The organism is Rhodococcus sp. NJ-530 (genome assembly GCF_003860625.1).
In the GTDB taxonomy this organism is placed as follows: domain Bacteria; phylum Actinomycetota; class Actinomycetes; order Mycobacteriales; family Mycobacteriaceae; genus Rhodococcus_F; species Rhodococcus_F qingshengii.
Genome location: NZ_CP034152.1, coordinates 934,210 through 957,846, shown reverse-complemented (window position 1 = coordinate 957,846; position 23,637 = coordinate 934,210). Strand labels below are relative to the sequence as shown.

22 protein-coding genes are annotated in these 23,637 nt (G+C 63.0%); 13 read left to right on the top strand and 9 right to left on the bottom strand.

Going from position 1 to position 23,637, the window contains the following annotated elements; all coding sequences use genetic code 11:
- Position 1: 1 nt before the first annotated feature.
- Genes EHW12_RS04475 through EHW12_RS04460 form a run of 4 tightly spaced genes read right to left on the bottom strand, consistent with a single transcriptional unit; the run spans position 2 to position 4,083 of the window.
- On the bottom strand, positions 2-931 hold the full coding sequence (locus tag EHW12_RS04475) for a dihydrodipicolinate synthase family protein (protein ID WP_125050323.1): 930 nt from the start codon (positions 929-931) through the stop codon (positions 2-4).
- 46 nt (positions 932-977) lie between these two features.
- Positions 978-2,036: a Gfo/Idh/MocA family oxidoreductase gene (locus EHW12_RS04470; protein WP_125050322.1), complete on the bottom strand. Its 1,059-nt coding sequence runs from the start codon at positions 2,034-2,036 to the stop codon at positions 978-980.
- On the bottom strand, positions 2,033-3,028 hold the full coding sequence (locus EHW12_RS04465) for a Gfo/Idh/MocA family oxidoreductase (RefSeq protein WP_125050321.1): 996 nt from the start codon (positions 3,026-3,028) through the stop codon (positions 2,033-2,035). Before EHW12_RS04465 ends, EHW12_RS04470 begins: the two co-directional genes overlap by 4 nt.
- Positions 3,025-4,083, bottom strand: a complete 1,059-nt coding sequence (locus EHW12_RS04460) for a Gfo/Idh/MocA family oxidoreductase (RefSeq protein ID WP_125050320.1) — start codon at positions 4,081-4,083, stop codon at positions 3,025-3,027. Before EHW12_RS04460 ends, EHW12_RS04465 begins: the two co-directional genes overlap by 4 nt.
- 274 nt (positions 4,084-4,357) lie before the next feature.
- On the opposite strand from EHW12_RS04460, the gene EHW12_RS04455 reads away from it, so the two are divergent.
- The 6 genes from EHW12_RS04455 to EHW12_RS34520 all read left to right on the top strand — a co-directional run bounded on the left by EHW12_RS04455 (position 4,358) and on the right by EHW12_RS34520 (position 10,900).
- A complete protein-coding gene (locus EHW12_RS04455) occupies positions 4,358-5,983 on the top strand; it encodes an ABC transporter substrate-binding protein (protein ID WP_007734285.1) in 1,626 nt (541 codons plus the stop codon).
- Between the two features lie 43 nt (positions 5,984-6,026).
- A complete protein-coding gene (locus tag EHW12_RS04450; protein WP_003945671.1) occupies positions 6,027-6,986 on the top strand; it encodes an ABC transporter permease in 960 nt (319 codons plus the stop codon).
- The gene (locus EHW12_RS04445) at positions 6,986-9,064 is read left to right on the top strand and encodes a dipeptide/oligopeptide/nickel ABC transporter permease/ATP-binding protein (RefSeq protein WP_039973385.1); all 2,079 of its coding nucleotides are present in this window, start codon (positions 6,986-6,988) and stop codon (positions 9,062-9,064) included. The genes EHW12_RS04450 and EHW12_RS04445 overlap by 1 nt, the downstream gene beginning before the upstream one ends.
- Positions 9,061-9,879, top strand: a complete 819-nt coding sequence (locus EHW12_RS04440; protein WP_007734279.1) for an ATP-binding cassette domain-containing protein — start codon at positions 9,061-9,063, stop codon at positions 9,877-9,879. Before EHW12_RS04445 ends, EHW12_RS04440 begins: the two co-directional genes overlap by 4 nt.
- A gap of 60 nt (positions 9,880-9,939) precedes the next feature.
- Positions 9,940-10,677 carry an FCD domain-containing protein gene (locus tag EHW12_RS04435; RefSeq protein WP_007734278.1) on the top strand — a complete coding sequence of 246 codons (738 nt, stop codon included), beginning with the start codon at positions 9,940-9,942 and terminating at the stop codon, positions 10,675-10,677.
- 67 nt (positions 10,678-10,744) lie between these two features.
- Positions 10,745-10,900: a hypothetical protein gene (locus tag EHW12_RS34520; protein WP_003945810.1), complete on the top strand. Its 156-nt coding sequence runs from the start codon at positions 10,745-10,747 to the stop codon at positions 10,898-10,900.
- Between the two features lie 55 nt (positions 10,901-10,955).
- On the opposite strand, the gene EHW12_RS04430 is transcribed toward EHW12_RS34520, so the two are convergent.
- Positions 10,956-12,071, bottom strand: a complete 1,116-nt coding sequence (locus EHW12_RS04430) for a nitronate monooxygenase family protein (RefSeq protein WP_007734277.1) — start codon at positions 12,069-12,071, stop codon at positions 10,956-10,958.
- A complete protein-coding gene (locus EHW12_RS04425; protein ID WP_039973409.1) occupies positions 12,071-13,744 on the bottom strand; it encodes an acyl-CoA synthetase in 1,674 nt (557 codons plus the stop codon). The genes EHW12_RS04430 and EHW12_RS04425 overlap by 1 nt, the downstream gene beginning before the upstream one ends.
- 79 nt (positions 13,745-13,823) lie before the next feature.
- Here EHW12_RS04425 and EHW12_RS04420 point away from each other — a divergent pair, with 79 nt between their 5' ends.
- Complete coding sequence (locus EHW12_RS04420) at positions 13,824-14,648, top strand: crotonase/enoyl-CoA hydratase family protein (protein WP_007734275.1); 825 nt, start codon at positions 13,824-13,826, stop codon at positions 14,646-14,648.
- A 137-nt stretch (positions 14,649-14,785) separates the two neighbouring features.
- Here the strand turns inward: EHW12_RS04420 and EHW12_RS04415 are convergent, their stop codons facing one another.
- Positions 14,786-15,760, bottom strand: a complete 975-nt coding sequence (locus EHW12_RS04415; RefSeq protein WP_042920440.1) for a hypothetical protein — start codon at positions 15,758-15,760, stop codon at positions 14,786-14,788.
- 174 nt (positions 15,761-15,934) lie between these two features.
- Positions 15,935-16,972, bottom strand: coding sequence for an LLM class F420-dependent oxidoreductase (locus tag EHW12_RS04410; protein ID WP_125050319.1), 1,038 nt, complete (start codon positions 16,970-16,972; stop codon positions 15,935-15,937).
- Between the two features lie 73 nt (positions 16,973-17,045).
- Here EHW12_RS04410 and EHW12_RS04405 point away from each other — a divergent pair, with 73 nt between their 5' ends.
- The 6 genes from EHW12_RS04405 to EHW12_RS04380 all read left to right on the top strand — a co-directional run bounded on the left by EHW12_RS04405 (position 17,046) and on the right by EHW12_RS04380 (position 22,159).
- On the top strand, positions 17,046-18,023 hold the full coding sequence (locus EHW12_RS04405; protein WP_019746979.1) for an OB-fold nucleic acid binding domain-containing protein: 978 nt from the start codon (positions 17,046-17,048) through the stop codon (positions 18,021-18,023).
- 10 nt (positions 18,024-18,033) lie between these two features.
- Entirely contained in the window at positions 18,034-19,104 is a 1,071-nt protein-coding gene (locus tag EHW12_RS04400; RefSeq protein WP_125050318.1) for a thiolase domain-containing protein, read from the top strand.
- Entirely contained in the window at positions 19,104-20,285 is a 1,182-nt protein-coding gene (locus EHW12_RS04395; RefSeq protein ID WP_007734272.1) for a thiolase domain-containing protein, read from the top strand. The genes EHW12_RS04400 and EHW12_RS04395 overlap by 1 nt, the downstream gene beginning before the upstream one ends.
- A gap of 36 nt (positions 20,286-20,321) precedes the next feature.
- A complete protein-coding gene (locus tag EHW12_RS04390) occupies positions 20,322-21,185 on the top strand; it encodes a TIGR03619 family F420-dependent LLM class oxidoreductase (RefSeq protein ID WP_019746978.1) in 864 nt (287 codons plus the stop codon).
- Between the two features lie 9 nt (positions 21,186-21,194).
- Positions 21,195-21,605, top strand: a complete 411-nt coding sequence (locus tag EHW12_RS04385) for a nuclear transport factor 2 family protein (protein WP_007734269.1) — start codon at positions 21,195-21,197, stop codon at positions 21,603-21,605.
- Between the two features lie 173 nt (positions 21,606-21,778).
- Positions 21,779-22,159, top strand: coding sequence for a VOC family protein (locus EHW12_RS04380; protein ID WP_020906296.1), 381 nt, complete (start codon positions 21,779-21,781; stop codon positions 22,157-22,159).
- A gap of 194 nt (positions 22,160-22,353) precedes the next feature.
- Here the strand turns inward: EHW12_RS04380 and EHW12_RS04375 are convergent, their stop codons facing one another.
- Entirely contained in the window at positions 22,354-23,604 is a 1,251-nt protein-coding gene (locus EHW12_RS04375) for a cytochrome P450 (protein ID WP_007734267.1), read from the bottom strand.
- Positions 23,605-23,637 lie beyond the last annotated feature (33 nt).

Genomic DNA, 23,637 nt, shown 5'->3' with positions numbered 1-23,637 from the left:
GTCAGAGGAGCCCGGCCTGTTCCAGAACGACCTTGATCGTTGCGGTCTCGGACTCGTCGAGCGAGAGCATCGGCGCGCACATCGTGTTGCCGGTGATGACGCCGCGCAGGGCCAGAGCCGTCTTGAACGCGCCCAGACCCGCGGCACCGGCACTGACGCGACCCGGTGTCGGCGCCTCGACGATCGAGAACAGATCGGTGAGTCGATCCTGCTCGGCCTTCGCCGCCGCCCAGTCTCCTGCCTGCGCAGCGCGCCACAGTCGCACGTAGCCGTGCGGGTCCACGTTGGCCAGGCCGGGCACTGCGCCCGAAGCACCCATCAGCAGGCATCCGTCGACGACTACCTCGTGCCCGGTGAAGACGGCGAAGTTTTCGAGCCCGGCCGACTGACGAAGCAACATACGGAAACTGACGTCGTCGCCGCTCGAATCCTTCACGCCGGCGAGGACTCCCTCGCGGCCGAGCTCGACCAGCATTGCCGGGTTGAGCTTGCTGTGGACACGAACCGGAACGTCGTAGGCGAACAACGGAAGATCCACTGCGGCGTGGATGGAGCGGAAATGCGTTGCCGTCTCGGCTGCATCGGTGATCGCGTAGAACGGCGCCGTCGCGACGATGGCATCCGCGCCCGCTTCACGCGCCTGCTCGGCAACGGCAATGACCCGGTTGGTGGTCATGTCGTTCACTCCGACGAGGACCGGCACCTGGCCACCGACGTGACCGATCGCCGTTTGCACCACCTGGGCGCGCTGGGCGTCGGTGAGGTAACCGACCTCGCCCGAGGATCCGAGGACGAACAGGCCGTCGACTCCGGCTTCGATCTGCAGTGAGAGTAGGCGTTCGAGCGATTTGGTGTCGATTTCGCGCTCGAGCGTCAGTGGTGTGACGATCGGCGGGACGATTCCGCTGAAGGTGGTGGTTTCCGTGCTCATGGGGTCTCCATATGTTGGTTGTCGGATTGAGTTGTGGGTGCGGCTGTCAGGGAGAAACGGAGACCGGCTGACCGCTCGAGGCGGACAGATAGGCAGCGTCGATCACGCGCATCGACGCTCGGGCGTCTGCCACGGTGTAGTCGGGTTCGGTCCGTGTGGGAAGTCGATCGAGCACGTGAGAGAGAAAGCTCGACACCGCGTTGTCGGAACCGAAGCCGCCGATGGGTAGTGCGGTCACGGCTCCCGAGGCGGCGAAGTGGGTCACCGCGGGTTTGTCGTCGTCGGAACTCGCGTATCCGTGGGATCCGAGGACGCGAACCGTCGCGGTATTCGCGCCGAAACCCGGTGCTGCGGGGATTCTTCCGACGGTCACCGTCGCGGTGACGCCGTTTTCCAGGGCGAGCGAGATCAACGCCGTGTCTTCGACTCCGAACTGCTGGTGGGCCCCGCCGTAGAGTGTGCTCGTCTCGGCGTACACCTCGGTGACGTCCAGGCCGGTGAGGTATCGGAGGTAGTCGGCGGCGTAACCGGCGAAGTTCACTACTTCTCCCCCGCCGGAAAGCGTGGGATCCACCACCAGTTCGGGACGCTCGACGGACGTCGCGAAATGTGTTCCGCTTGCGAGGAACTCGATGTCCACGTGGCGCGGCAGTCCGAGATTTCCGGCGTCGATCCATCGGCGCAGTCGCCGGAGCGCAGGTGAATGAGTGCGGTTCACCACCGTGCAGATTCGCCCGTTCGACCGCGCGGCTTGCTGAACCGCCGCGGCCTCCGCCTCGTCGACGCCCACCGGCTTGTCCACCAGGACGTCGAGTCCCGCGTTCAATGCGGCAATCGCAAGCCGTGCATGCCTGGTCGGCTCACTGCAGATGATCGCCAGGTCTATCCGTTCGGGGTCGAGCAACTCGCCGAGTTCGTCGATCCACTCGATGTCTGCGGCCTTTGCCATCGCGATCCCGTCCTCACGAATCCAATCGGGGACCGAGGATTCGTCGGAGGCCCCGACCAGGCTCACTCGAGGATCGGAACGCAACAGGTCCGCATAGGATCCGGCATGCCTGACGCCGCTGACAAATCCGACGCGGATCGAACCGGTGCCGGTCATTGGTTTTCTCCGATCGAGACAGCACAGCCGGTGTCGAGCGATTGCTGGGCAGCGATGGCAGTCGCGAGAGCTGCACGCACCTGCCAGTTCTCGACTATCGGGCTCGCGGAACCGTCGAGAGTGGCGATCCAGTGACGCATCTGATGCGACATCGCGTCCTCGATCGACGACGGCGGCGCGTTGGTCGTGTCCGTCATCAGTCCCGGGTCGTCGCCGGTGTCGTGCGCGAGCGTGCCGGAAGTCCCCGACACCACGATCCGACGCACCATCTTTCCCGATTGTGGTAGCGCGTAAGCCAATTCGATGAGTGCCAGCGATCCGTCCTCGAAGCGAACGGTCAGATGGAAGCTGTCGTGCACGGGCATCCCCGCCGCGAAGGTGGGGAAACTACGAGCGAACACACGGATCGGACGACGACCGATCAGCCACGTCACCAGATCGAGTGCGTGGGTTCCGTTGTGAACGGGGTGACCACCCGAACGTTCCTTGTCGTGTTGCCAGCCTCGCCAGCCCCCTGGCCAGACATGGCCGGTGTACCAACTGAGGTGGATCAACCGGGGGTCGCCGATGGCACCTTGTGCAACCGAGTTTCCGATCGAGGTGATCGACGGCTGGAATCGTACGGTCTGTCCGACCATCAGTGAGGTGCCGACACCTTCGGTGGCCTCGACCATGGCGTCGAAGTCCGCGACTGTCAGCGCGGCCGGCTTCTCCACGTGCACATGCTTTCCCGCGCGGCCCGCGGCTATCGTCACGGGTGCGTGGTCGGGAGTGGCCCCGACGACGTTGACCGCCTGCACGCTCGGGTCGGCGAGAATCTTCGCCAGATCGGTACTGGCCTTCGCGCCCGGCGCCAACGCCGCAACCGATGCGGCCCGGTCCAAGTCACTGCCGAATACGTAGGCGACTTCGACCGACGGGATGCACGCCAAGGCGCTGACGTGGTCCCGCGCGATTCCGCCGCTACCTATGACGGCTACACGCACCGTCACTTGGCACTTCCCGAGAGCGCTGCCGGTTCGCCGCCACCGAGTCGCACCTGTTCGGCGACGACGAGTGCGCGTTCACGTGCGTACGTCAACGGCGAGTCGGGATCAGCCTTGCCGTCGAGAACTGCTGCCATCTCGTCGATTTCGTGACGAATCGCAGCCTGCATCCACAGCGAGGATCCTCCGTTACCCGAGTTGTACTTCTGCGTCCTGCTCGCAGCGTCGATCAACGATTGGTTCTCGGCGTCGACGTCGAAGATCGGCCACGACTCTTCGACCTGTCCCCCGCGCAGTCGGCTGACCCGGCCGGTGTGGAAGTCCGCGTGGACCGAACCTTCGGTGGCATCGACCGTCAGCTGCCAGGACGAAGTGTGTGAACGCGTCGAGATGGTGTGTCTGCCGATCGCGCCGCCGGCGAACGACACCACTGTGTTGCGGAAGCCGTCGTCCGCGGTGGCGATGCTCGACACGGCAGTCACCTCGCCGCCGAGCCAGCACATCAGGTCCAGTTCGTGAATCTCGTGAGTCAGTTCTCCACCCGTTCGGCTCTTGTCGAGCTTCCACCACTGTGGATCTGCGCCGTCGGTGTCGATCCATCGTGAGCGAGACGTTTCGATCGCAGCGACCTCGCCGAGCTCCCCCGACGTCAGCAGGTCCGCCAGCCGTCGTACACCCGGCATCATCCGCATGATGTGCCCGACCATCAACGGCGAACCGCTCGCGTCAGCGCTCGCGATCATGTTCTGCGCATCGACCAGTTCGACGGCGAGTGGCTTCTCGACAAAAACTGCCTTGCCGTGTTCGAGCGCCGCGATGGCAGGTTCGGCGTGCGCGTGATTGGGCGTCGCGACGACAACGAGGGCCAACTCCGGGTGAGCGGCCACCGCGTCGTGATCGTCTGTCGGGGTTGCCGAGAACTCTGCGGCGACGTCCTTGGCCCGCTCGAAGTCACGGTCGCACAGCATCGTCAGTTCGAAACGTGGATGGGCAGCCAGCTCGCGAGCGAGGGAACTACCGAAGAATCCGCAACCGACCACACCGACTTTGTATCGGGTCATGAAGTCTCCAAAGATTGGATGAGGGATGTCCTATGTTATACGGACAGCGTCATCGGTCGTCAATTCGACGTCGGTAACACAGTCTTCATCTATGCAGGTGAGCGCACTATTTTTGGCTCGAAACCGGCAAAACGTCGAAGTTCGGCGCCGCCAGTTCCGAAGATTCTCTAGACGCTTTCTGATCCACAATGTAAGTTACGCAACATCGGACGTCGAACATAGGACATCCCCTATCCACTCCCTTGATGTCCCGCTCCCCGCCTTGGAGGCCGCCTTGAAGAACGAACGACCGCTGAGCTCCGCGTTCACCCGCCGAGACCTGTTCCGGTACACCGGGCTACTGGGAGCTGCAGCGGGTATCACCGCGACTCTCGCGGCGTGTGGCGGCGGGCCGTCATCGACCTCGGTTGTCGGCGGTTCCGCGAGCACCGGCGATCTGACCACCGCCATCGGATACGGCAACGACCAGAGCTTCGACCCGATGCAGACTGCATCCGGTTTCCTCATGGCAGCGGTCAACCACGTCTACGAGGGACTGCTCGAAAACGATCCAGGCACCGGTGAGACGTATGCGGCGCTCGCACAGGCCGTCCCGACCGACGCCACTGCCTCGAGCTGGACCATGAAAATCCGCGAGGGAGCAACCTGGCACGACGGCACTCCGGTCACCTCGGACGACGTCGTCTTCACCTTCGATCGCATCCTCGATCCACAGCAGAACGTACTGATCCGCTCCTTCTTCTCCTCCTGGCTGCAGTCCGTCACCAAGGTCGACGACCAAACGGTGACCCTGAACTTCAACTACCCGTTCAGCGCTGCCGCACAGCGTCTCTCGATCGCCAAGATCATGCCCAAGCACGTCTTCGACGGCCACTGGGACGAGGCCAAGTCCGGAACGCTGGTCGTCGGTTCCGGTCCGTACAAGCTCAAGAGCCACACCCCCAAGAGCAACACAGCTTTCGAGGCCTTCGAGGCGTACAACGGGCCGCGTCCGGCCAACTTCGCGACCATGAACTGGCTCTCCATCGTCGACACCTCCTCACGCATCGCGCGCGTCTCGGGCAACAATGCCGGTGCACAACTCGCCGACAACATCCCCGTCGCCAACGTCCCCACTCTGACCTCCGGTGGGCGCACCGTCGAGGGCAACCCGGGCATGAACCTCATGTACCTGCTCTTCGACACGACTCAGGCACCGTTCGACGACGTTCGTGTTCGCCAGGCGATGTTCTATGCGATCAACACCCCGAAGATGATCGAAATCGCCCTCGGCGGCAAGGCAGCACCGGCCACGAGCTACCTGTACGAGCGCAACCCCGACTACGCGCGAGCGTCCACCGTCTACTCGTACGATCCGGACAAGGCCCGCTCGCTCCTCGCTGCCGCCGGTGTCAGTGGCCTCGACCTGACGCTGCTCTCCACCAACGTCAGCTGGTTGGCCGACTGCTTGCCGACCATCAAAGAGTCTTGGGACGCAGTCGGATTCAACACGACACTCGAACCGCAGGACACCAGCGCCATGGTGAGCAAGCTCAACAGCGGCCAGAAGTTCCAGATCGCCGCCGGTACGTCCAACCCGCAGGCATTCGGCAGCGACGTCGACCTTCTCGTCCGCTACACGTACAGCAAGGGCGGCTTGTGGACGAAGACCTACGCCAAGTGGGACGACACCCCCGAAGCGCAGAAGATCTACGCCACCATGGACGAAGCCACCCGCGAGACCGACCCGGCAAAGCGCAGCACCCTCGTGCAGTCGTACCTGAACCAGATCGCCGAAAATGCTGTCTACTACCCGGTTCTCCATCAGGAGCTCCTGACTGCGTGGGATCCGAAGAAGATCGCCGACGTCACTCCGCTGCCGTACCCCGGCGTCAACCTGCTTCAGGCGAAGCCGGCCTGATACCCGCCCGCTCGGCCGTTTCCCACAACTGAGAGATCCCCCGATGGCAAGAGTCCTCCCCATGCTGATCAGGCGATTACTGATACTGATCCCCCTGATCCTCGGCATCATCGCGTTCGTCTTCATCGTGATGCAGTTCGCGCCCACCGATCCCGCAACCGCGGCGTTCAACGGTGGCAACCCGACTGCGGAACAGTTGCAGCAGTTCAAGGAAGAGAACGGACTGCTCGATCCGCTTCCGCTGCAATACGTTCACTTCGTGACCGATCTGGTCAGCGGCAACATGGGTGACAGTCTGATTTCCGGTACCCCGGTGTTGGATTCGATCTCCACCGCTCTGCCACTGACCATTCAGCTCACGGTTCTCGGACTGGTGATCGCCATCGTGCTCTCGCTGATCTTCGGCGTCACCAGCGCACTGTTCCGCGATCGTTGGCCGGATCAGGTCATCCGAGTGATCTCCCTCGGCGGTGTGGCGGCACCGTCATTCTGGTTGGCACTGCTGATGATTCAGTACCTTGCTGTCCAACTCGGATGGTTCCCTACCGGTGGCTACGTCAATCCGAGCGACTCCGTCAGCGACTGGCTCTGGTACATGGCGCTCCCGGCGCTGTCCCTGTCACTGCCCGTCGCAGCACAACTCACGCGCATCATCCGCACGTCGATGGTCGAGGAGTTGGACAAGGACTACGTCCGGACCGCGATCGGCAGCGGCCTGCCCTATCACGTGGTGATCGGACGGAATGTGTTGCGTAACGCGCTGATCAACCCGCTCACCGTCCTGGGCCTCCGTGTCGGTTACCTCCTCGGTGGCGCTGTGGTCATCGAGCAGATCTTCGGCCTGCCCGGCATGGGTCAGCTCATGATCAACGGCGTCACCAACGGTGACCCCGCAGTCGTTCAGGGTGTTGTCATCGTCATCGCGGTCGGCTTCGTCGTCGTCAACCTCGCCGTCGACATCCTCTACCTGCTTGTCAATCCACGACTTCGGAGCGCAGCATGATGAGAAGAAAACTCACCGAGAAGCTTTCGCGACCCGGCATCACCTTTTCTCGCTTCCCCCTCTCGGCCTGGCTGTCGATGGCGGTTCTCGCGATCATCGTGCTCGCCTGCCTCTTCGCGCCGCTGATCACGCAGTACACCCCGCTCGAACAGGCGGTGGGTACCGCGGGCCCCAGCGCCGAGCACTGGTTCGGTCAGGACAGTCTCGGTCGAGATCTGTTCAGCCGCTTGCTCTACGGCGGACGCTGGTCGCTGACCATCGGTCTCGGTTCCACCTTCCTCGCACTGTGCGCCGGCGCTCTCATCGGATCGGTGGCCGCAACGAGCCGAAAAGGCGTCGACGAGACCATCATGCGTGTGCTCGACGTGGTCATGGCGTTCCCGGGCATTGCGCTCGCTGCCGTACTCGTCGCGGCCTTCGGTGGTTCGATCCCGGTTCTGATCGTCACTATCGCGTTCCTCTACACACCGATGGTGGCTCGCGTCGTTCGCGCAAACGTTCTCGCTCAGTACGGCGAGGACTACGTCGCGGCCGAAAAGGTCATCGGCGCAAGAACTTCACACATCGTCGTCAAGCACGTCGTAGCCAACTGTGCTGCGCCCGTTCTCGTCTTCTGCACTGTCATGGTCGCCGACGCCATCGTGCTGGAAGCCAGCCTGTCGTTCATCGGCGCCGGTGTGCGTCCCCCGGACCCGTCGTGGGGATCGGTGATCGCCGACGGCAAGAACATGGTCCTCCTCGGTGGTTGGTGGGCAACGGTGTTCCCCGGCCTGCTCATTCTGCTGACGGTGCTCTCCCTCAACGTGCTCGCCGAGGGCCTGACGGACGCGATGGCCGATCCGAGTCTGAAGAAGACCAAGAAGACGCCCTCCGCGCTCCAAGCAGCGCAGACCGCTGCAGCGGAGGAGACCTCCAACGAGCTCATTCTGGAGGACGAAGCCGCATCGGTCACCGACACTCCGGGGTTGATAGACGACTTCGCCGATCCGAGCGTCGTGAAAGATGTTCTCGAGCCGGCCGCCGAGCCGACTCCTCTCGAAACGCACCTGAAGATCCTGGCGGAAACCGAGCGGTCCCGCTCCGATCGTCTTGTGTACGAGGGCGATGCCGCGCCACTCCTCGAGGTCCGCAATCTCACGATCCGGTTCCCGGAACGCTACGGAGACACCGCGATCGTCGACAACGTGAGCTTCACCGTCCGCCCGAACGAGACGATGGCACTCGTCGGCGAGTCCGGTTGCGGAAAATCGCTCACGTCGCTGGCGATCATGGGTCTGCTACCCAAGACGGCAGTGGTGACCGGCGAGATCCTGTTCGACGGAGTCAACGTCCTCGAGCTGAACAACCGAGAGCGAAACAAGCTGCGCGGGCACGACATGGCCATGATCTACCAGGACGCGCTGAGTTCACTGAATCCGGCGATGCTGATCCGCGCGCAGTTCAAGCAGCTCACCAAGCGCGGCGGTACCCGCACAGCCGAGGAACTGCTCGAACTCGTCGGACTCGATCCGGTGCGCACTCTCTCCAGCTACCCACACGAGCTTTCCGGTGGTCAGCGTCAGCGCGTTCTGATCGCCATGTCGCTCACCCGCAGTCCGCGGTTGATCGTCGCGGACGAGCCCACCACCGCTCTCGACGTCACCGTCCAGGCCCAGGTCGTGGACTTGCTCAACGATCTTCGGGAAAAGCTGGGGTTTGCCATGGTTTTCGTGAGCCACGATCTTGCACTCGTTGCTTCACTCGCTCACAAGATCACGGTGATGTACGCCGGTCAGGTCGTCGAGTCGGCGCCCACGAGTGATCTGCTCGTCGATCCCCGCCACGAATACACCCAGGGCCTTCTCGGTGCCGTTCTCTCGATCGAGGACGAAGCGCCGCGACTGCATCAGATTCAGGGAACTGTTCCCTCGCCCGGAAACTTCGCGCCGGGTGACCGTTTCGCCGAGCGTTCCACTCGCCCGGACTCCGACCCCCTCCGAAAGCCGGAGATGGTCCGGGTCGACGGGACCGAGCATTGGTTCGCCGACCAGTCCGCGACTCCCGTACGTACAGAATCGGAATTGGAGAGCGTGCGATGACTACAGCTGAAGCACCCATCCTGGAACTGAAGAACATTCACGTCGTCCACAAGACCCGTTCGGGATCACTGTTCAAACCGGGCACAGTTCACGCGGTCAACGATGTCAGTATCGACGTACGACGAGGGACGACGATCGGCATCGTGGGCGAGTCGGGTTGTGGCAAGTCCACTCTGGCCAAAGTCATGGTCGGACTGCAGAAACCGACGTCGGGCGACGTGGTCTTTCGCGGCCGAAGCGCTCTGACCCGGTCGGCCGGCGTGCGCAAGGAGTTCGGCCGGGCGATTTCGATCGTCTTCCAGGATCCGGCTACCGCGCTCAATCCCCGAATGACGGTGGCCGACATCCTCACCGATCCACTCGACGTCCACGGCATCGGCAACCGCGCGAGCCGGACCGCCCGAGTTTGCGAGCTGGTCGGTTTGGTCGGACTCCCCCAATCTGCGCTCGAAGTCATCCCGAGCCAGATCTCCGGCGGTCAGCGGCAACGTGTCGCGATCGCGCGTGCACTCGCGCTCGAACCTGACGTCATCGTGGCCGACGAGCCGACGTCGGCGCTCGACGTCTCGGTGCGAGCGCAGATCCTGAATCTGCTCAGCGACATCAAGGCTCGGTTGGGGCTCGGCATGGTGTTCATCTCGCACGACATACAGACGGTGCGGTACGTCTCCGACACCATCGTCGTCATGAACGCCGGGCGGATCGTCGAGCAGGGAACGGCCCAGGAAGTATTCGACAACCCGTCGGATGCGTACACGGCCAAACTGCTGGGTGCGGCGCCCAGCCTCCTGCAACGCACCGTTGACGTGGGTTGACCAATGGAGCGGATGACCGGACATAGGATGAAGGACGTTCGTATCAGAAAAGGGGAATCGATGTCTGTCCGGAGTGGCACACAGGGCGCTCGTTTCAGCGCGCAAAACCGCATGCGCGCACTTCAGACGGACATCATGAACTTGATCCTCGAACGCAGGCTCTCCCCCGGCGACCCGATGCCCACCGAGGCCGAACTGTCCGAGGAATTGGGTATCGGCCGAAACACGCTCCGGGAGGCGCTCAAGGTTCTGCAGGCCTTGGGCGTCGTCGAGATCCGTCACGGCTTCGGAATGTTCGTCGCCCCTAGCAACTTCGACGCTCTCGCCGACGGCCTGACCTTCCGTGGCCGGTTGTCCTTGCAGGGCACCGGGCACGAGGCGATGGAACTGGTCGACATTCGTCAGGCACTCGAGACCGGACTGATCGGTGCGGCGATGGCCGAGATGACGTCGGCCGACCACGCCGACCTCGACGAACTCGTCACCGGCATGGAGGTCCGTGCCGCTGCCGGGAAGAACTTCTCCGACATCGACGCGACCTTCCACTCCCGCCTGTACTCCCCGCTGGACAACCAGGTCCTCGCTCAGTTGATGGACGTCTTCTGGCAGGTGTACAGCGAGATCCAGCAGGCCATCGGGCATTCGGATACGCCGCTGATCGACATCGCGTCGAAGCACCGTGCGATTCTCGACGCGATCCGTACGGGTGATGCAGTCGAGGCGGCGCACACTCTCGATGTGCACTTCGGTGGCCTGCGCGAGCGGATCGCCAGTCTCCATGCGTCGGAAGCGCAGTAATTTCGAAACACGTGATTTTGCTCCGCTGTCTCACCATCGCGCCCGTTCTTCCGGCAAAATTACGGGTATGAAGAACCCGAACCTGACGCCTTCGCGCGTTCTCGCAGTTGTCCTCGCTGCCGCCCTGGTCATTTTCGTGATCGCACGCCGCCGCGACGACGGCGCCCTCAGCCGCGGAGAATGGTTGTCGGACACCGTCGGACCGGACGACCTCGCCGGCTGAAACGACGTGTGCCCTCGGCCGAAACTCGGCCGAGGGCACACGCACGTGTCATCTACTACTTCATCGAATCCAGCCGGGTTCGCGCGTCCTCGAACCCGGACACCAGCTCTGCCATGACCTCGGCGACCGGGCGGATCTCGTTCATCCGTCCCACGATCTGACCGACGGGCATTGCCACAACTTCCGGGTTCTCCGATGCAGCGATTCTCTGATGAGCGTCGCTGACCAGAAGGTTCTGCAGCGGCATCGGCAAGGGCGCCGGTGCTCCCGGGTTCGACCAGGCTTCCGTCCACTTGGTCTTGAGCAACCGAGCGGGCTTACCCGAGTAGATGCGCGAACGAACGGTGTCGGCCGACGTCGCGCCCAACAGTGCACGCTGAATAGCGGACGGGCCATCGCCCGATGCACTGCCGAGTTTGTATTCGGACGTGGTGAGCCAGTACGAGCCCATCCACACTCCGGACGCACCGAGTGCAAGTGCGGCAGCCACCTGACGGCCGCTGCCGATACCCCCGGCAGCCAGCACAGCAGCTGAATCACCCAGTGCATCAACGATTTCCGGAACGAGAACCATCGATGCGATTTCGCCGGTGTGACCGCCGGCCTCGTAGCCCTGCGCGATCACGATGTCGACACCGTTCTCGACGTGACGACGTGCATGCTCGACGGCGCCGGCCAGCGCTGCTACCGGTACGCCCTTCTCGTGTGCCTGATCGATGACGTCCTTCGGCGGTGATCCCAGTGCATTCGCAATCAACGCGATCCGGTGTCCCAGAGCAACATCGACGTGTGACCGCGCCACCGAGTGAAGCCATCCCAGTACGCCGGTCGCATGCTCGACGTCGTCGGAAAGCGGCGGCACACCGAGCTCGTCGAGCGTGCGGTTGACGAAGGCGCGGTGCTCCTCCGGAATCAGCTTGTCGAGATCGACGGCGCCGCCCTCGGTCGGCACCTTGGCCGGCATGACGATGTCGACGCCGTACGGCTTACCGTCGGTGTTCTCGTCCATCCACGTCAGTGCGGCTTCGAGCTCTTCCGGGTCGTTGAACCGGACGCAACCGAGCACGCCCAGACCTCCCGCGCGGCTGATCGCGGCCGCGACGTGCTCGGAAGGAGTGAATCCGAAAATCGGGTATTCGATGCCGAACTTGTCGGCGAGATCCGAACGCATCAGGCTTCCACGCTTTCGTTTGCGGACGCCACAGGAGCGCCGTTTCCGTTGTGATCATCGGCCTCGCGCGATTCCGTTTCGGCCTTCGCCCAGCGGTAGTCGGGCTTGCCTGCCGGGTTGCGCTTGATCTGGTCCACGAACCACACGCTGCGCGGAACCTTGTATCCGGCAATCTCTTTGCGTGCTGCGGTGGCGATGTCGTGCAGCGTCGGCGACGTGCCTTCGCGTACCTGGACCACTGCGGCAACGCGCTGACCGAAGCGCTCGTCGGGGATACCGACCACCAGGACGTCGAAGATGTCCGGGTGCGCCTTCAAAGCGCCTTCGACCTCTTCCGGGTACACCTTCTCGCCGCCGCTGTTGATCGACACCGAACCGCGGCCGAGCATCGTGACCGTGCCGTCGGCTTCGACCTGCGCATAGTCGCCGGGGATCGAGTAGCGAACGCCGTTGATGGTGCGGAAGGTTTCGGCGGTCTTGACCTCGTCCTTGTAGTAGCCGAGCGGGATGTTGCCCTTGCGAGCGAGCATGCCGCGCTTGCCCGATCCGGGTTCGACCTCGTTGCCGTCGTCGTCGAGAACCGTTGTGGAGGCGTCGATCTTGACCGTCGGACCGCCAGTGTGCTTCTGACCCTTGCTCAGCACGGCCAGTCCGCCGAAGCCGGTCTCGGATGCTCCGATGGAGTCGGTCAGCAGGCGGTTGGGCAACAGTTCGAGGAACTGCTCCTGGATACTCGGCGAGAAGAGTGCAGCACTGCTGGCCATCACGTAGAGCGTCGAAAGATCGTACGGCTCACCGGTCTCCGGGTTTCCGGCGATGAGTGCGTCGAGCATCGGACGGCCCATCGCGTCACCCGTGATGAAGATCAGGTTGACCTTGTGCTTGTCGATGTTCTGCCACACCTCGTGGGCGTCGAATTCCGGGTGCATCAAACAGGTTCCGCCGCCGAAGAGGCTGTGGAATACCGCCGACTGCGAACCGCCGTGAATCATCGGGGGGATCGGGTAGCGGATCATGCTCGGGTTGGCGGCGCCGACCTTCGCCATCTCGTACTCGTCCTCGACCGGAACTCCGGTGACGAAGTTGATGCCTCCGCCGAGAACACGCCACCAGTCCTCGTGACGCCACATGACGCCCTTGGGACTTCCGGTGGTGCCGCCGGTGTAGAGCATGAAGATGTCGTCGTTGCTGCGCTCTTCGAAATCACGCTCACCCGAACTCTGCGCGAGTGCGTCCTCGTAGCCGATGCCGAAAGCACTGAAGTCCAGATCGGTGCCGTCCTCGACCACGATGACGGACTTGACCTTGGGAGTGTTCGGCAGGACGTTCGCGACCTTGTCCGAGTAGCGGCGCTCGTGAATGAGCGCAACCATGTCGGAGTTGTCGAAGATGTACTGCAACTCGTTCTCGACGTACCGGTAGTTGATGTTCACCATCACGGCCCGGATCTTGAAGACCGCGACCATGGCCTCGATCGCCTCGATGACGTTCCGGCAGTAGATGCCGACCTTGTCACCCGGCTGAACGCCATGTTCACGCAGGTAGTGACCGAGGCGGTTTGCTCGGTCCTCCAACTGTGCATAAGTCATCTCGCGGTTGTCCGAGACCAGCGCAACGCGGTCCGGAACGAGGTCGATTGCGTGCTCTACGAAGTCTGCGATGTTAAGGGCCACGAGTTCAAAGTAGAACGTGTTACCGTTTCTGGCAAGACCCAATTTGAGAGCCAGCTCACAGACCCGCCAGGAGCCATCAGTGTCCACTTCGACGACCGAAAAATCAGACATTTCGGAAACCGCGCCGCATTGCCTCGTGGAGAAGCGTGGCCACGTTCTCATCGTGACCATGAATCGCCCCGAGCGTAAGAACGCCATCACCGGCGAGATGATGGCGATCATGGTCGACGCCTGGGATCAGGTCGACAACGACCCCGAAATCCGTGTCGCCATCCTCACCGGTGCGGGCGGCGACTTCTGCGCCGGCGCCGACCTCAAGAACATGTCCGCCAAGCCGCCGGGAGATTCCTTCGCGGGCGGTGGCGTCGACATGTCCAAGATCGAAGGCCTCCTCAAGGGCCGTCGGTTGACCAAGCCGCTGATCGCTGCGGTCGAGGGTGCAGCCATCGCCGGCGGAACCGAAATCCTGCAGGGCACCGACATCCGCGTCGCGGGTGAGAGCGCCAAGTTCGGCGTCTCCGAAGCCAAGTGGGGGCTCTTCCCGCTCGGCGGTTCCGCAGTGCGTCTGGTGCGACAGATTCCGTACACGATCGCGGCGGACATCCTGCTCACAGGTCGTCACATCAAAGCTCCGGAGGCCAAGGAGATCGGGCTCATCGGCCACGTGGTCCCGGACGGCCAGGCCCTCGACAAGGCGCTGGAGCTCGCGGACCTGATCAGTGCCAACGGCCCCCTCGCCGTGCAGGCGATTCTCAAGACCATCCGCGACACCGAGGGCATGCACGAGGAAGAGGCCTTCCAGATCGACGCACAGCTGGGTATGAAGGTGTTCATGAGCGCCGACGCCAAGGAGGGCCCGCGGGCTTTCGGTGAGAAGCGGGCGCCCCAGTTCAAGGGTGTCTGACCCACCCCTGTCTGAGCCACCCCCGTCTGACCGACCCCCGCCTGAGCCCCCTTTCCCGTCCGCTCTCGGTCCCACCCACCCCCTTTTCGAGCGAACGTACCTTTCGGCGCCTTCAGTGCGCCGAAAGGCACTTTCGCTCAGCCGGTTTCGTCCAATTTCACCCATCTCGACCTCGCGAACACCTGCGGCCGGGGACGTGACTGCGCCAATCTGTAGTGCGCACGCAGGTCCTCGATCACGCGATCAGGGTCCGTTCGCAGTGCACTGGGCACCGTCGGCAACACGATGATTCCCGCATTCTGCATACGCGTCCGACGCTCCACCGTGCGCTTGTAGTCCGTCGGCGCGGCATGCCATTCCAAGGAGTCGATGTCCCACGCGAAGGCAACCGAATCGATCCATCCGTCCGGAACTGCGATGAAGTCCCCGTTGGCATCCCGGATCTCATGGTTGAACAACATTTCCGGCAGCCCGCTCCGCTGCCACAATTTTCGCGCGTGAACCTCCGGAACCGAGTGGACGTTCGCGTTCACTTCGCGCAACACGACCCGAGGTAGCGCGGAACCCCGACTGCTACCCGCTTCGAGTTCCTTCGCAAGTTCGCGCACCGAGACATCGCCGCGCTGAACAGCCTCAGCGATGAGTGCCCGTGTGGGATCGAGCGCCTTGTACCGCCTCGCAGCGTCGAGTAACGCTCGCGGCAGCGGAGCACAGCGCAGACCGTTCCGAATCTCCGGCTCGGGCAGTCGAACAGTGCGCTCCACCGTGACGAACCCAACCGATTGAACTCGACGGTCGATGGGGATGAGCACCTGCACATCCCCCGAGTGCGTTCGATATCCGTACTCCGACATAGCTGATCGCCCGGTCAGCAGGGAATCGTCACCGCTCAACATGAGCGCAGCGATCGAGCGTTGACGTGGCGTCGGTTGACCGTTTCTGAGCAGAATGACCCCCGGCAATATGCGCTGCCACGGTCCACCTACCCGACACCGGGTGTGCACTGCGGAGTTGGACACGCCCAATCGCGCCAACTCCGCCGTTCGGATCACTCCGCTTCGACTGACGCGGTAAATCGCGTCCAGATCATCGCCCCACGTTCCTCGCCGCATGGTTGCAGCATGACTCGAGCATCAGCGCGGGCCCCGGCGGCGAACTGGGGTTTCGGTGCGCCTGTGGATAACTTTGGGCGAGCGAAAGGTACGTTCAGCGCCTCAGATGCGCTGAACGTGCCGTTCGCTCGAAGAAAAAGGGGGGTACCGCTCGAAAATGGGGGGATGCCTCGCTCAACCACTCACCGCGGCCGCGAGCTCTCGCACATGGTCGGCGTCGCGGCAGGTCACCAGCAGCATCGTGACTCCGGCTTCCTCCCAACGCTTCACGTCTGCGCGCACCTCGTCGACGTTGCCGATGATCATGGTCTCGGTGACCATCTCGTCGGGGACGACGGCAGCAGCTTCGTCCTTGCGGCCCGACATGAAGAGGCGACCGATCTCGTCGACCTCCTTCTCGTAGCCCATCCGCTTGTAGACCTGCGCGTGAAAGTTCAACTCCGGGGCGCCCATTCCGCCGACGTAGAGGGCGGTCATCGGCTTGAGAGCGGCGATGGCAGCGGCGCGATCGTCAGTCACGATGACCTGGCACGTGGCGGCCACCTCGAAGTCTTCGCGACTTCGACGGGCCCCGGCGCGCGCGAACCCTTCGTCGAGCCACTTGTTGTACATCGGGGCCAGGCGCGGGGTGTAGTAGATCGCCAGCCAGCCGTCGGCGATTTCACCGGCGAGCGCGACGTTCTTCGGCCCTTCGGCGCCGAGCCAGATCGGGATGTCCGCACGCAGCGGGTGCGTAATGGGCTTGAGCGGCTTGCCAAGTCCCGAACTACCCGGTCCCGCATACGGCAGAGGGTAGTGGGGACCGGGACTGGTGACGGGCGCTTCACGGGCGAGGACCTGGCGCACGATCGAGACGTATTCGCGGGTGCGCGCGAGCGGCTTCTCGAACGGCTGGCCGTACCAACCTTCGACGACCTGCGGTCCGGATACGCCGAGCCCGAGGATCGTTCGCCCACCGTTGAGGTGATCGAGAGTGAGCGCGTGCATGGCACAGCTGGTCGGTGTTCGCGCCGAAATCTGTACGACGGAGGTGCCGAGACGGACGTTCTCGGTGCGCGATCCCCACCAGGCGAGCGGGGTGAAAGCGTCCGAGCCCCACGACTCCGCTGCGAAGACCGCGTCGAATCCCGCGCCTTCCGCGGCCTCGATAAGTTCCGGGGCGTTTGCCGGCGGCTGTGCGCCCCAGTATCCGAGTTGCAACCCAAGCTTCATCGCAGGCCTCCACATTGCCGGTGATCAGAAGTGACTCTTGCCACAATCTCTAGAACCTGTTCTACTCGATCTTGTGACCATCGGAAAGAGCGGGGTGGCCGACAAGCCCCTGAGCGCACCATTGAATCTCCATTTCGACTACACCAGATCGACGGGACCGACCATCGGCGCGTTCGTGACTGCCCTGCGTGATCGCAAGGTGATCGGCGCACGCGGGTCGAACGGTCGTGTCTTCGTGCCGCCACCGGAATTCGATCCGGACACGGCCGAGCCACTGACCGACTTCGTCGGAGTCTCCGACGGCGGAACGGTCGTGAGTTGGACGTGGATGCCCGAACCCATCGAGGGTCAACCACTGACGAAGCCTTTCGCGTGGGCCCTGATCAAGCTCGACGGCGCGGACACGTCCATGCTCCACGCAGTCGACGTCGACTCCCCCGACGACATCAGCACCGGCCTGCGGGTCCGTGCTCGCTGGGCGTCGGAGCGGATCGGGCAGATCAAGGACATCGAGTGCTTCGAACCAGGTGAGAGCGAAAATGGAATCGCGACAGTCGATTCCAGCGCCGATCCTGTCACCATGATCACGACGCCTGTCGATCTGCACTTCATGCATTCCGCTTCGGCCGAGGAGAGTTTCTACCTCCGCGGTCTCGCAGAAGGCAAGCTCATCGGTGGTCGCAGCGGACCCGAAGACAAGATCTACATCCCACCGCGCGGCGCGAATCCCACCAACGGGAAGCCGACGAGCGAGCAGATCGAACTGCCGGACAAGGGAATTGTCACCACCTTCTGCATCGTCAACGTCCCGTTCCTCGGGCAGCGAATCAAACCGCCCTACGTGGCCGCCTACGTGCTTCTCGACGGGGCCGACATTCCGTTCCTGCACTTGATTCTCGAATGTGATGCCGCGGACGTACGCATGGGCATGCGCGTCGAAGCCAAGTGGAAGCCTCGCGAAGAGTGGGGTTACACCCTCGAGAACATCGAATACTTCCGGCCGACAGGTGAACCCGACGCCGAGTACTCCACCTTCCAACACCACCTGTGAGGCTCCTGAAATGACTTCTGCAGACATCGCAGTCGTGGGCTTTGCTCAGGCACCCCACGTCCGCGAAACCAACGGCACCACCAACGGCGTCGAGATGCTCGTCCCGTGCTTCCAGCAGCTCTACAGCGATCTGGGAATCACCAAGTCAGACATCGGCTTCTGGTGCTCCGGATCTTCCGACTACCTGGCCGGACGAGCGTTCTCCTTCATCTCGGCCATCGACTCCATCGGAGCGGTCCCGCCGATCAACGAATCTCACGTCGAGATGGACGCTGCGTGGGCCTTCTACGAAGCGTGGATCAAGATCTTGACCGGTGAGGTCGAGACCGCGCTGGTGTACGGATTCGGCAAGTCCTCCGCCGGGCACCTGCGCAAGATCCTGTCCATGCAGCTCGATCCGTACCTCGTCACTCCGCTGTGGCCGGACTCCGTCTCGATCGCCGGACTTCAAGCCCGACTCGGACTCGACGCGGGTAAGTGGACGCACGAGGACATGGCGGAGGTTGCCGCTCGTAGCCGTCGTCACGCGCTGAGCAATCCGAAGGCTCAGCTCGCAGGCGAGGTCGACATCGAGGCCCTTCTCGCCAGCCCCTTCCTCGCAGATCCGTTGCGCGCACACGATTGTGCGCCCATCACCGACGGCGCGGCAGCAATCGTCCTGGCCTCGGGTAACCGCGCCCGCGATCTCTGCGAGCGGCCGGCGTGGATCACCGGACTCGAGCATCGCATCGACTCCCCCAACCTGGGTGCACGTGACCTGACCACCTCACCGTCCACTACGTCGGCAGCCAAGGCGGCAACGGGCGGCGAGGTCGGCAACATCGACGTCGCCGAACTGCACGCACCGTTCACTCACCAGGAATTGATCTTGAAGGAAGCGATCGGCCTGACCGACGCCGCCACGATCAATCCGTCCGGCGGTCCGCTCAGCGGCAACCCACTGTTCGCCGGTGGTCTGGAACGAATCGGCCACGCCGCCAAGGCAATCTTCGACGGCCAGGCGAATCGCGCTCTGGCCCATGCAACAAGCGGCCCTGTGCTGCAGCAGAACCTGGTAGCAGTCTTGGAGGGACGGAACTGATGGCCGGAACGCCTCAACTCGCGGCCGTGCTCGGCACCGGCCAAACTCACTACGTCGCAAAGCGTCACGATGTCTCGATGGCGGGCTTGGTTCGTGAAGCCATCGACGCCGCGATGCTCGACGCCAACGTCGGCTGGGACGACATCGACGCCGTCGTCATCGGAAAGGCCCCCGACCTGTTCGAGGGTTCGATGATGCCCGAACTCGCCATGTCGGATGCTCTGGGCGCAAACGGAAAGCCGTTGCTGCGTGTTCACACTGCCGGATCGGTGGGCGGTTCGACAGCTATCGTCGCCTCCAGCCTGGTCAAATCCGGTGTCCACAAGCGGGTTCTGACGGTTTCCTGGGAGAAGCAGTCCGAGTCGAACGCCATGTGGGCGCTGTCCGTACCGGTTCCGTTCAACATGCCCGTCGGCGCCGGTGCCGGTGGATACTTCGCCCCGCACGTCCGTTCGTACATTCGTCGATCGGGCGCACCGGAGCACATCGGCTACCTCGTCGCGGTGAAGGATCGGCTCAACGGCAGCCTCAATCCGTATGCGCACTTGCGTCAGCCGGATATCACTCTCGAATCGGTACAGGCATCTCAGATGCTCTGGGATCCGATCCGCTACGACGAGACCTGCCCGTCCTCGGACGGCGCGTGCGCTCTGGTGATCGGCAACGAGGAAGCGGCCGCACAGGTCGAGGCCGAGGGTCGTTCGGTCGCGTGGATCCACGCGACGGCGATGCGCACCGAGCCGACCTTCTATGCCGGACGCGATCAGGTCAATCCGCAGGCCGGCCGCGACGCTGCAGCAGCACTGTGGAAGTCAGCGGGAATCACCGATCCGCTCAACGAGATCGACTGCGCCGAAATCTATGTCCCGTTCTCGTGGTTCGAGCCGATGTGGCTCGAGAACCTCGGCTTCGCGGAGGAAGGCCAGGGCTGGAAGCTCACCGAGGCGGGTGAAACCGCGATCGGCGGCAAGCTCCCGGTCAATGCCTCGGGCGGTGTTCTCTCCTCCAACCCGATCGGCGCCTCGGGCATGATCCGTTTTGCCGAGTCGGCGATGCAGGTCATGCACCGCGCCGGCGATCACCAGGTGGCCGATGCTCGCAAGGCGCTCGGCCATGCCTACGGCGGTGGCTCGCAGTACTTCTCGATGTGGGTCGTCGGCTCCGAACGTCCCACCACGTAAGCAGCAGCACACACGCCGATCAGGAAGAGGCCGAAGATGAAGTACACCGTCGGGGTTGCCATGAACCCCTTGGACCAGTTAGCCGGTATCGCCAAAACTGCCGAGGAATGCGGCTTTTCGTCGATCGCTCTCCCCGATTCACTGTTCTTCATGGAAACGCAGGCGGCGGATTACCCGTACACCCCGGACGGGTCTCGGATGTGGAATGCCGAGACCCCCTGGGTCGATCCGCTCATCGCCGCGGCTGCAATGGGCGCGGTGACCGAGAAGATCGAGTTCTACACCCAGGTGCTCAAGCTGGGTAGCCGCAATCCCGTCCTGCTCGCGCGGCAGGTCGGTTCCGTGGCGGCATTGACGAACAACCGTTTCGGCTTCGGCGTCGGAATCGGCTGGGCTCCGGAAGAGTTCGAGTGGTGCGGCGCTCCGTACAAGCGTCGGGGCGCACGTGTGGACGAGATGATCGACGTCCTCAAACTGATCCTCGGCGGCGGCATGGTCGAGTATCACGGTGAGTTCTTCGATTTCGATCGCCTGCAGATGAGCCCGGCCCCCACCAAGCCGGTTCCGTTCTACGTCGGCGGCCACACCGAGGTCGCACTCAAGCGTGCTGCGCGAGTCGGCGACGGTTGGACCTCGGCGATGATCAAGTTCGACGACCTGGTGGGTGTGATCGCACGACTACGCGAACTGCGCGCCGAGTACGGCCGCGAGAACGAGCCATTCGAAATCCAGACGGTGTGCATCGACCGTTTCGGCAAGGACGGTTACGCAGAGCTCGAAGATGCCGGCGTCACGGACATCATCACCGTGCCTTGGGTTTTCGACGGAATCGGATTCGATGCCCCACTGGAGGCAAAGCAGGATTCGATGCGCAAATTCGCCGAGCAGTACATCAACTGAGGAGCCGCGATGACCGACGAACACCCCGCCCGCGTCGCGGGTAACGCTTCGCGCGCCGCAGCGAGTGGCAAGAACAAGGAAGCCTGGCTGGACCTCTTCGCCGAGGACGGTTGGGTGGAAGATCCGGTCGGGCCTTCGGGCTTCGATCCCGAAGGCAAAGGCCATCACGGGCGCGAAGCGATCTCCAAGTTCTACGACATGACGATCGCGAACGCGGACAAGCTCGAATTTCTGATCGACGATTCCCTGGTGTGCGGCAACGAGAACGTCAACATCGGCAAGATCCGAACCACCATCGGCGGCTCGATCATCGACGCCGAGGGCGTGTTCGTCTACCGGGTGAACGACGACGGCAAGATCGCGTCGCTTCGAGCATTCTGGGAAGTGGACCGTGCGATGAAGACGGCACGCAAAGCCTGAGAACCCACAGTACGAGCGCGGCCCCGGTCATCGACCGGGGCCGCGCTCGTCGTATTCGAATCAGCCTGTCGTACTTGCACCGAGAAGCTCGAAATGGTTTCCTGGTTCCCAACGTCGCGTGTCGATGACGGACTGCGTCAGGCATGGAGGCGTCGTACCGCAAGGGGTCACTCATGACCATTTCGTTCAATCACACCATCATCGCCGCAAAAGACCGACAAGAGTCTGCGTGGTTCTTCACTCACATGTTCGGCCTTCCAGGCCCGGTCGAAGCCGGCTACTTTCTCGGCGTTGAACTCGAGCACGGCGTGACGTTGGACTTCGCACAGGTGGAAGAAGGCGCCGAGGTTGCGTCTCAGCACTATGCCTTCCTCGTCTCCGAGGATGACTTCGACGGCATCTACCAGCGGATACAGGCGCTGAAACTGGATCACTGGGCCGATCCGCGCCAGTCGAGTACCGGCTTCAACACCAACGACGGTGGGCGTGGGGTCTACTTCCTCGACCCGTCGGGACATTTCCTGGAAGCCATCACCAAACCGTACGGCGGCTGAATTGGAGATTGAACTACAAACGGCGGCGCCTACGGGAGATGAGGGATCCCGCAGACGCCGCCGCAGTTCCAGGTTGCCAACAAGTGGCTCCCCGGAACGTCTACTGTAGTTCTGCGTGTTCGAGAGTGCAGAGGCAACTCCCGAAAACCTACGCAGAACCTACTCGCCGGTTACCAGGTCAGTATATGTCCGGATCAGTGTTTGACCGGGCAGCCCGATGTCTTGTAATCAACCTGAAACTCTTTGATGCCGTTGAGCCAGCCCGAGCGAAGGCGTCGGGGATCCCCGAGCCTGGTGATGTCGGGTAGGTGATCGGCGATCGCATTGAAGATCAGATCGATTTCCAGACGGGCCAAGTTGGCGCCGATGCAGTAGTGCGCACCGGTGCCGCCGAATCCGAGGTGCGGATTGGGGTCACGCATGATGTCGAACTTCGTCGGGTTCTCGAAGACGTCCTCGTCGAAGTTGGCCGACGCGTACATCATCACGACGCGATCGCCCTTCTTGATCTTCTGTCCGCCGAGTTCGGTGTCTTCGAGCGCGGTGCGCTGGAAGGAAGTCACCGGGGTCGCCCAACGAACGATCTCGTCGGCCGCCGTCTTGGGGCGTTCCTTCTTGTACAGCTCCCACTGGTCGGGATTGTCGAGGAAGGCAACCATGCCGTGTGTGATGGCATTGCGAGTGGTCTCGTTACCCGCGACCGCAAGCAGGATCACGAAGAAGCCGAATTCCTCTGGGGAGAGCTCATTTCCGTCGATGTCAGCTTCGATGAGCTTGGTGACGATGTCATCGGCGGGACACTTCTTGCGCTGATCCGCCATCTGGTACGCGTATCCCAGAATCTCCATCGACGCTGCCTGCGGGTCGATGTCGAACTCGGGATCGTCGTACGACGTCATCTGGTTGGACCAGTCGAAGAGCTTCATTCGATCTTCCTGCGGCACACCGAGAAGCTCGGCGATTGCCTGCAGCGGAAGTTCGGACGCGACCTGAACCACGAAGTCACCGGCACCGCCGGCAGCCGCGGTCGTGACGATCTTTTCGGCACGCTCGGTCAGTTCCTCGCGCAGGCTGTTGATGGCGCGCGGGGTGAATCCACGAGATACCAGCTTGCGCAGCTTGGTGTGCTCCGGAGCGTCCTTGTTGATGAGAATGAATCGCTGCATCTCGACGTTCTCACGCGGGATGTCGTCGGCGAAGCGAGGAATCGCAGTGTTCTCGTGGGTCGAGAAGATGTCGCTTCGCTGCGAAACTTCCTTGACCTCTTCATGACGGGTGACCACCCAGAAGCCCTCGTCCTGGAATCCACCGATTTCCGGGGGCTGCGGATTCCACCACACGGGGGCCGTCTTCCGGAGTTCGGCGAACTCCTCGAACGGCATGCGTTCCGCGTAGATGTCGGGGTCCGTGAAGTCGATTCCCTCGGGGAATGCGGGCTGTGCCACTGATGTCTCCTGCCCTAAGCCTTTTCATCACAG

What these genes read in the sequence shown, in the direction of transcription:
- EHW12_RS04445 (WP_039973385.1), top strand. Translation starts at nt 6,986, where the DNA reads ATGAGAAGAAAACTCACCGAGAAGCTTTCGCGACCCGGCATCACCTTT.
- EHW12_RS04430 (WP_007734277.1), bottom strand. Translation starts at nt 12,071, where the DNA reads ATGCGTTCGGATCTCGCCGACAAGTTCGGCATCGAATACCCGATTTTC.
- EHW12_RS04440 (WP_007734279.1), top strand. Translation starts at nt 9,061, where the DNA reads ATGACTACAGCTGAAGCACCCATCCTGGAACTGAAGAACATTCACGTC.
- EHW12_RS04450 (WP_003945671.1), top strand. Translation starts at nt 6,027, where the DNA reads ATGGCAAGAGTCCTCCCCATGCTGATCAGGCGATTACTGATACTGATC.
- EHW12_RS04415 (WP_042920440.1), bottom strand. Translation starts at nt 15,760, where the DNA reads ATGCGGCGAGGAACGTGGGGCGATGATCTGGACGCGATTTACCGCGTC.
- EHW12_RS04470 (WP_125050322.1), bottom strand. Translation starts at nt 2,036, where the DNA reads ATGACCGGCACCGGTTCGATCCGCGTCGGATTTGTCAGCGGCGTCAGG.
- EHW12_RS04435 (WP_007734278.1), top strand. Translation starts at nt 9,940, where the DNA reads ATGTCTGTCCGGAGTGGCACACAGGGCGCTCGTTTCAGCGCGCAAAAC.
- EHW12_RS04475 (WP_125050323.1), bottom strand. Translation starts at nt 931, where the DNA reads ATGAGCACGGAAACCACCACCTTCAGCGGAATCGTCCCGCCGATCGTC.
- EHW12_RS04395 (WP_007734272.1), top strand. Translation starts at nt 19,104, where the DNA reads ATGGCCGGAACGCCTCAACTCGCGGCCGTGCTCGGCACCGGCCAAACT.
- EHW12_RS04390 (WP_019746978.1), top strand. Translation starts at nt 20,322, where the DNA reads ATGAAGTACACCGTCGGGGTTGCCATGAACCCCTTGGACCAGTTAGCC.
- EHW12_RS34520 (WP_003945810.1), top strand. Translation starts at nt 10,745, where the DNA reads ATGAAGAACCCGAACCTGACGCCTTCGCGCGTTCTCGCAGTTGTCCTC.
- EHW12_RS04400 (WP_125050318.1), top strand. Translation starts at nt 18,034, where the DNA reads ATGACTTCTGCAGACATCGCAGTCGTGGGCTTTGCTCAGGCACCCCAC.
- EHW12_RS04460 (WP_125050320.1), bottom strand. Translation starts at nt 4,083, where the DNA reads ATGACCCGATACAAAGTCGGTGTGGTCGGTTGCGGATTCTTCGGTAGT.
- EHW12_RS04380 (WP_020906296.1), top strand. Translation starts at nt 21,779, where the DNA reads ATGACCATTTCGTTCAATCACACCATCATCGCCGCAAAAGACCGACAA.
- EHW12_RS04385 (WP_007734269.1), top strand. Translation starts at nt 21,195, where the DNA reads ATGACCGACGAACACCCCGCCCGCGTCGCGGGTAACGCTTCGCGCGCC.
- EHW12_RS04410 (WP_125050319.1), bottom strand. Translation starts at nt 16,972, where the DNA reads ATGAAGCTTGGGTTGCAACTCGGATACTGGGGCGCACAGCCGCCGGCA.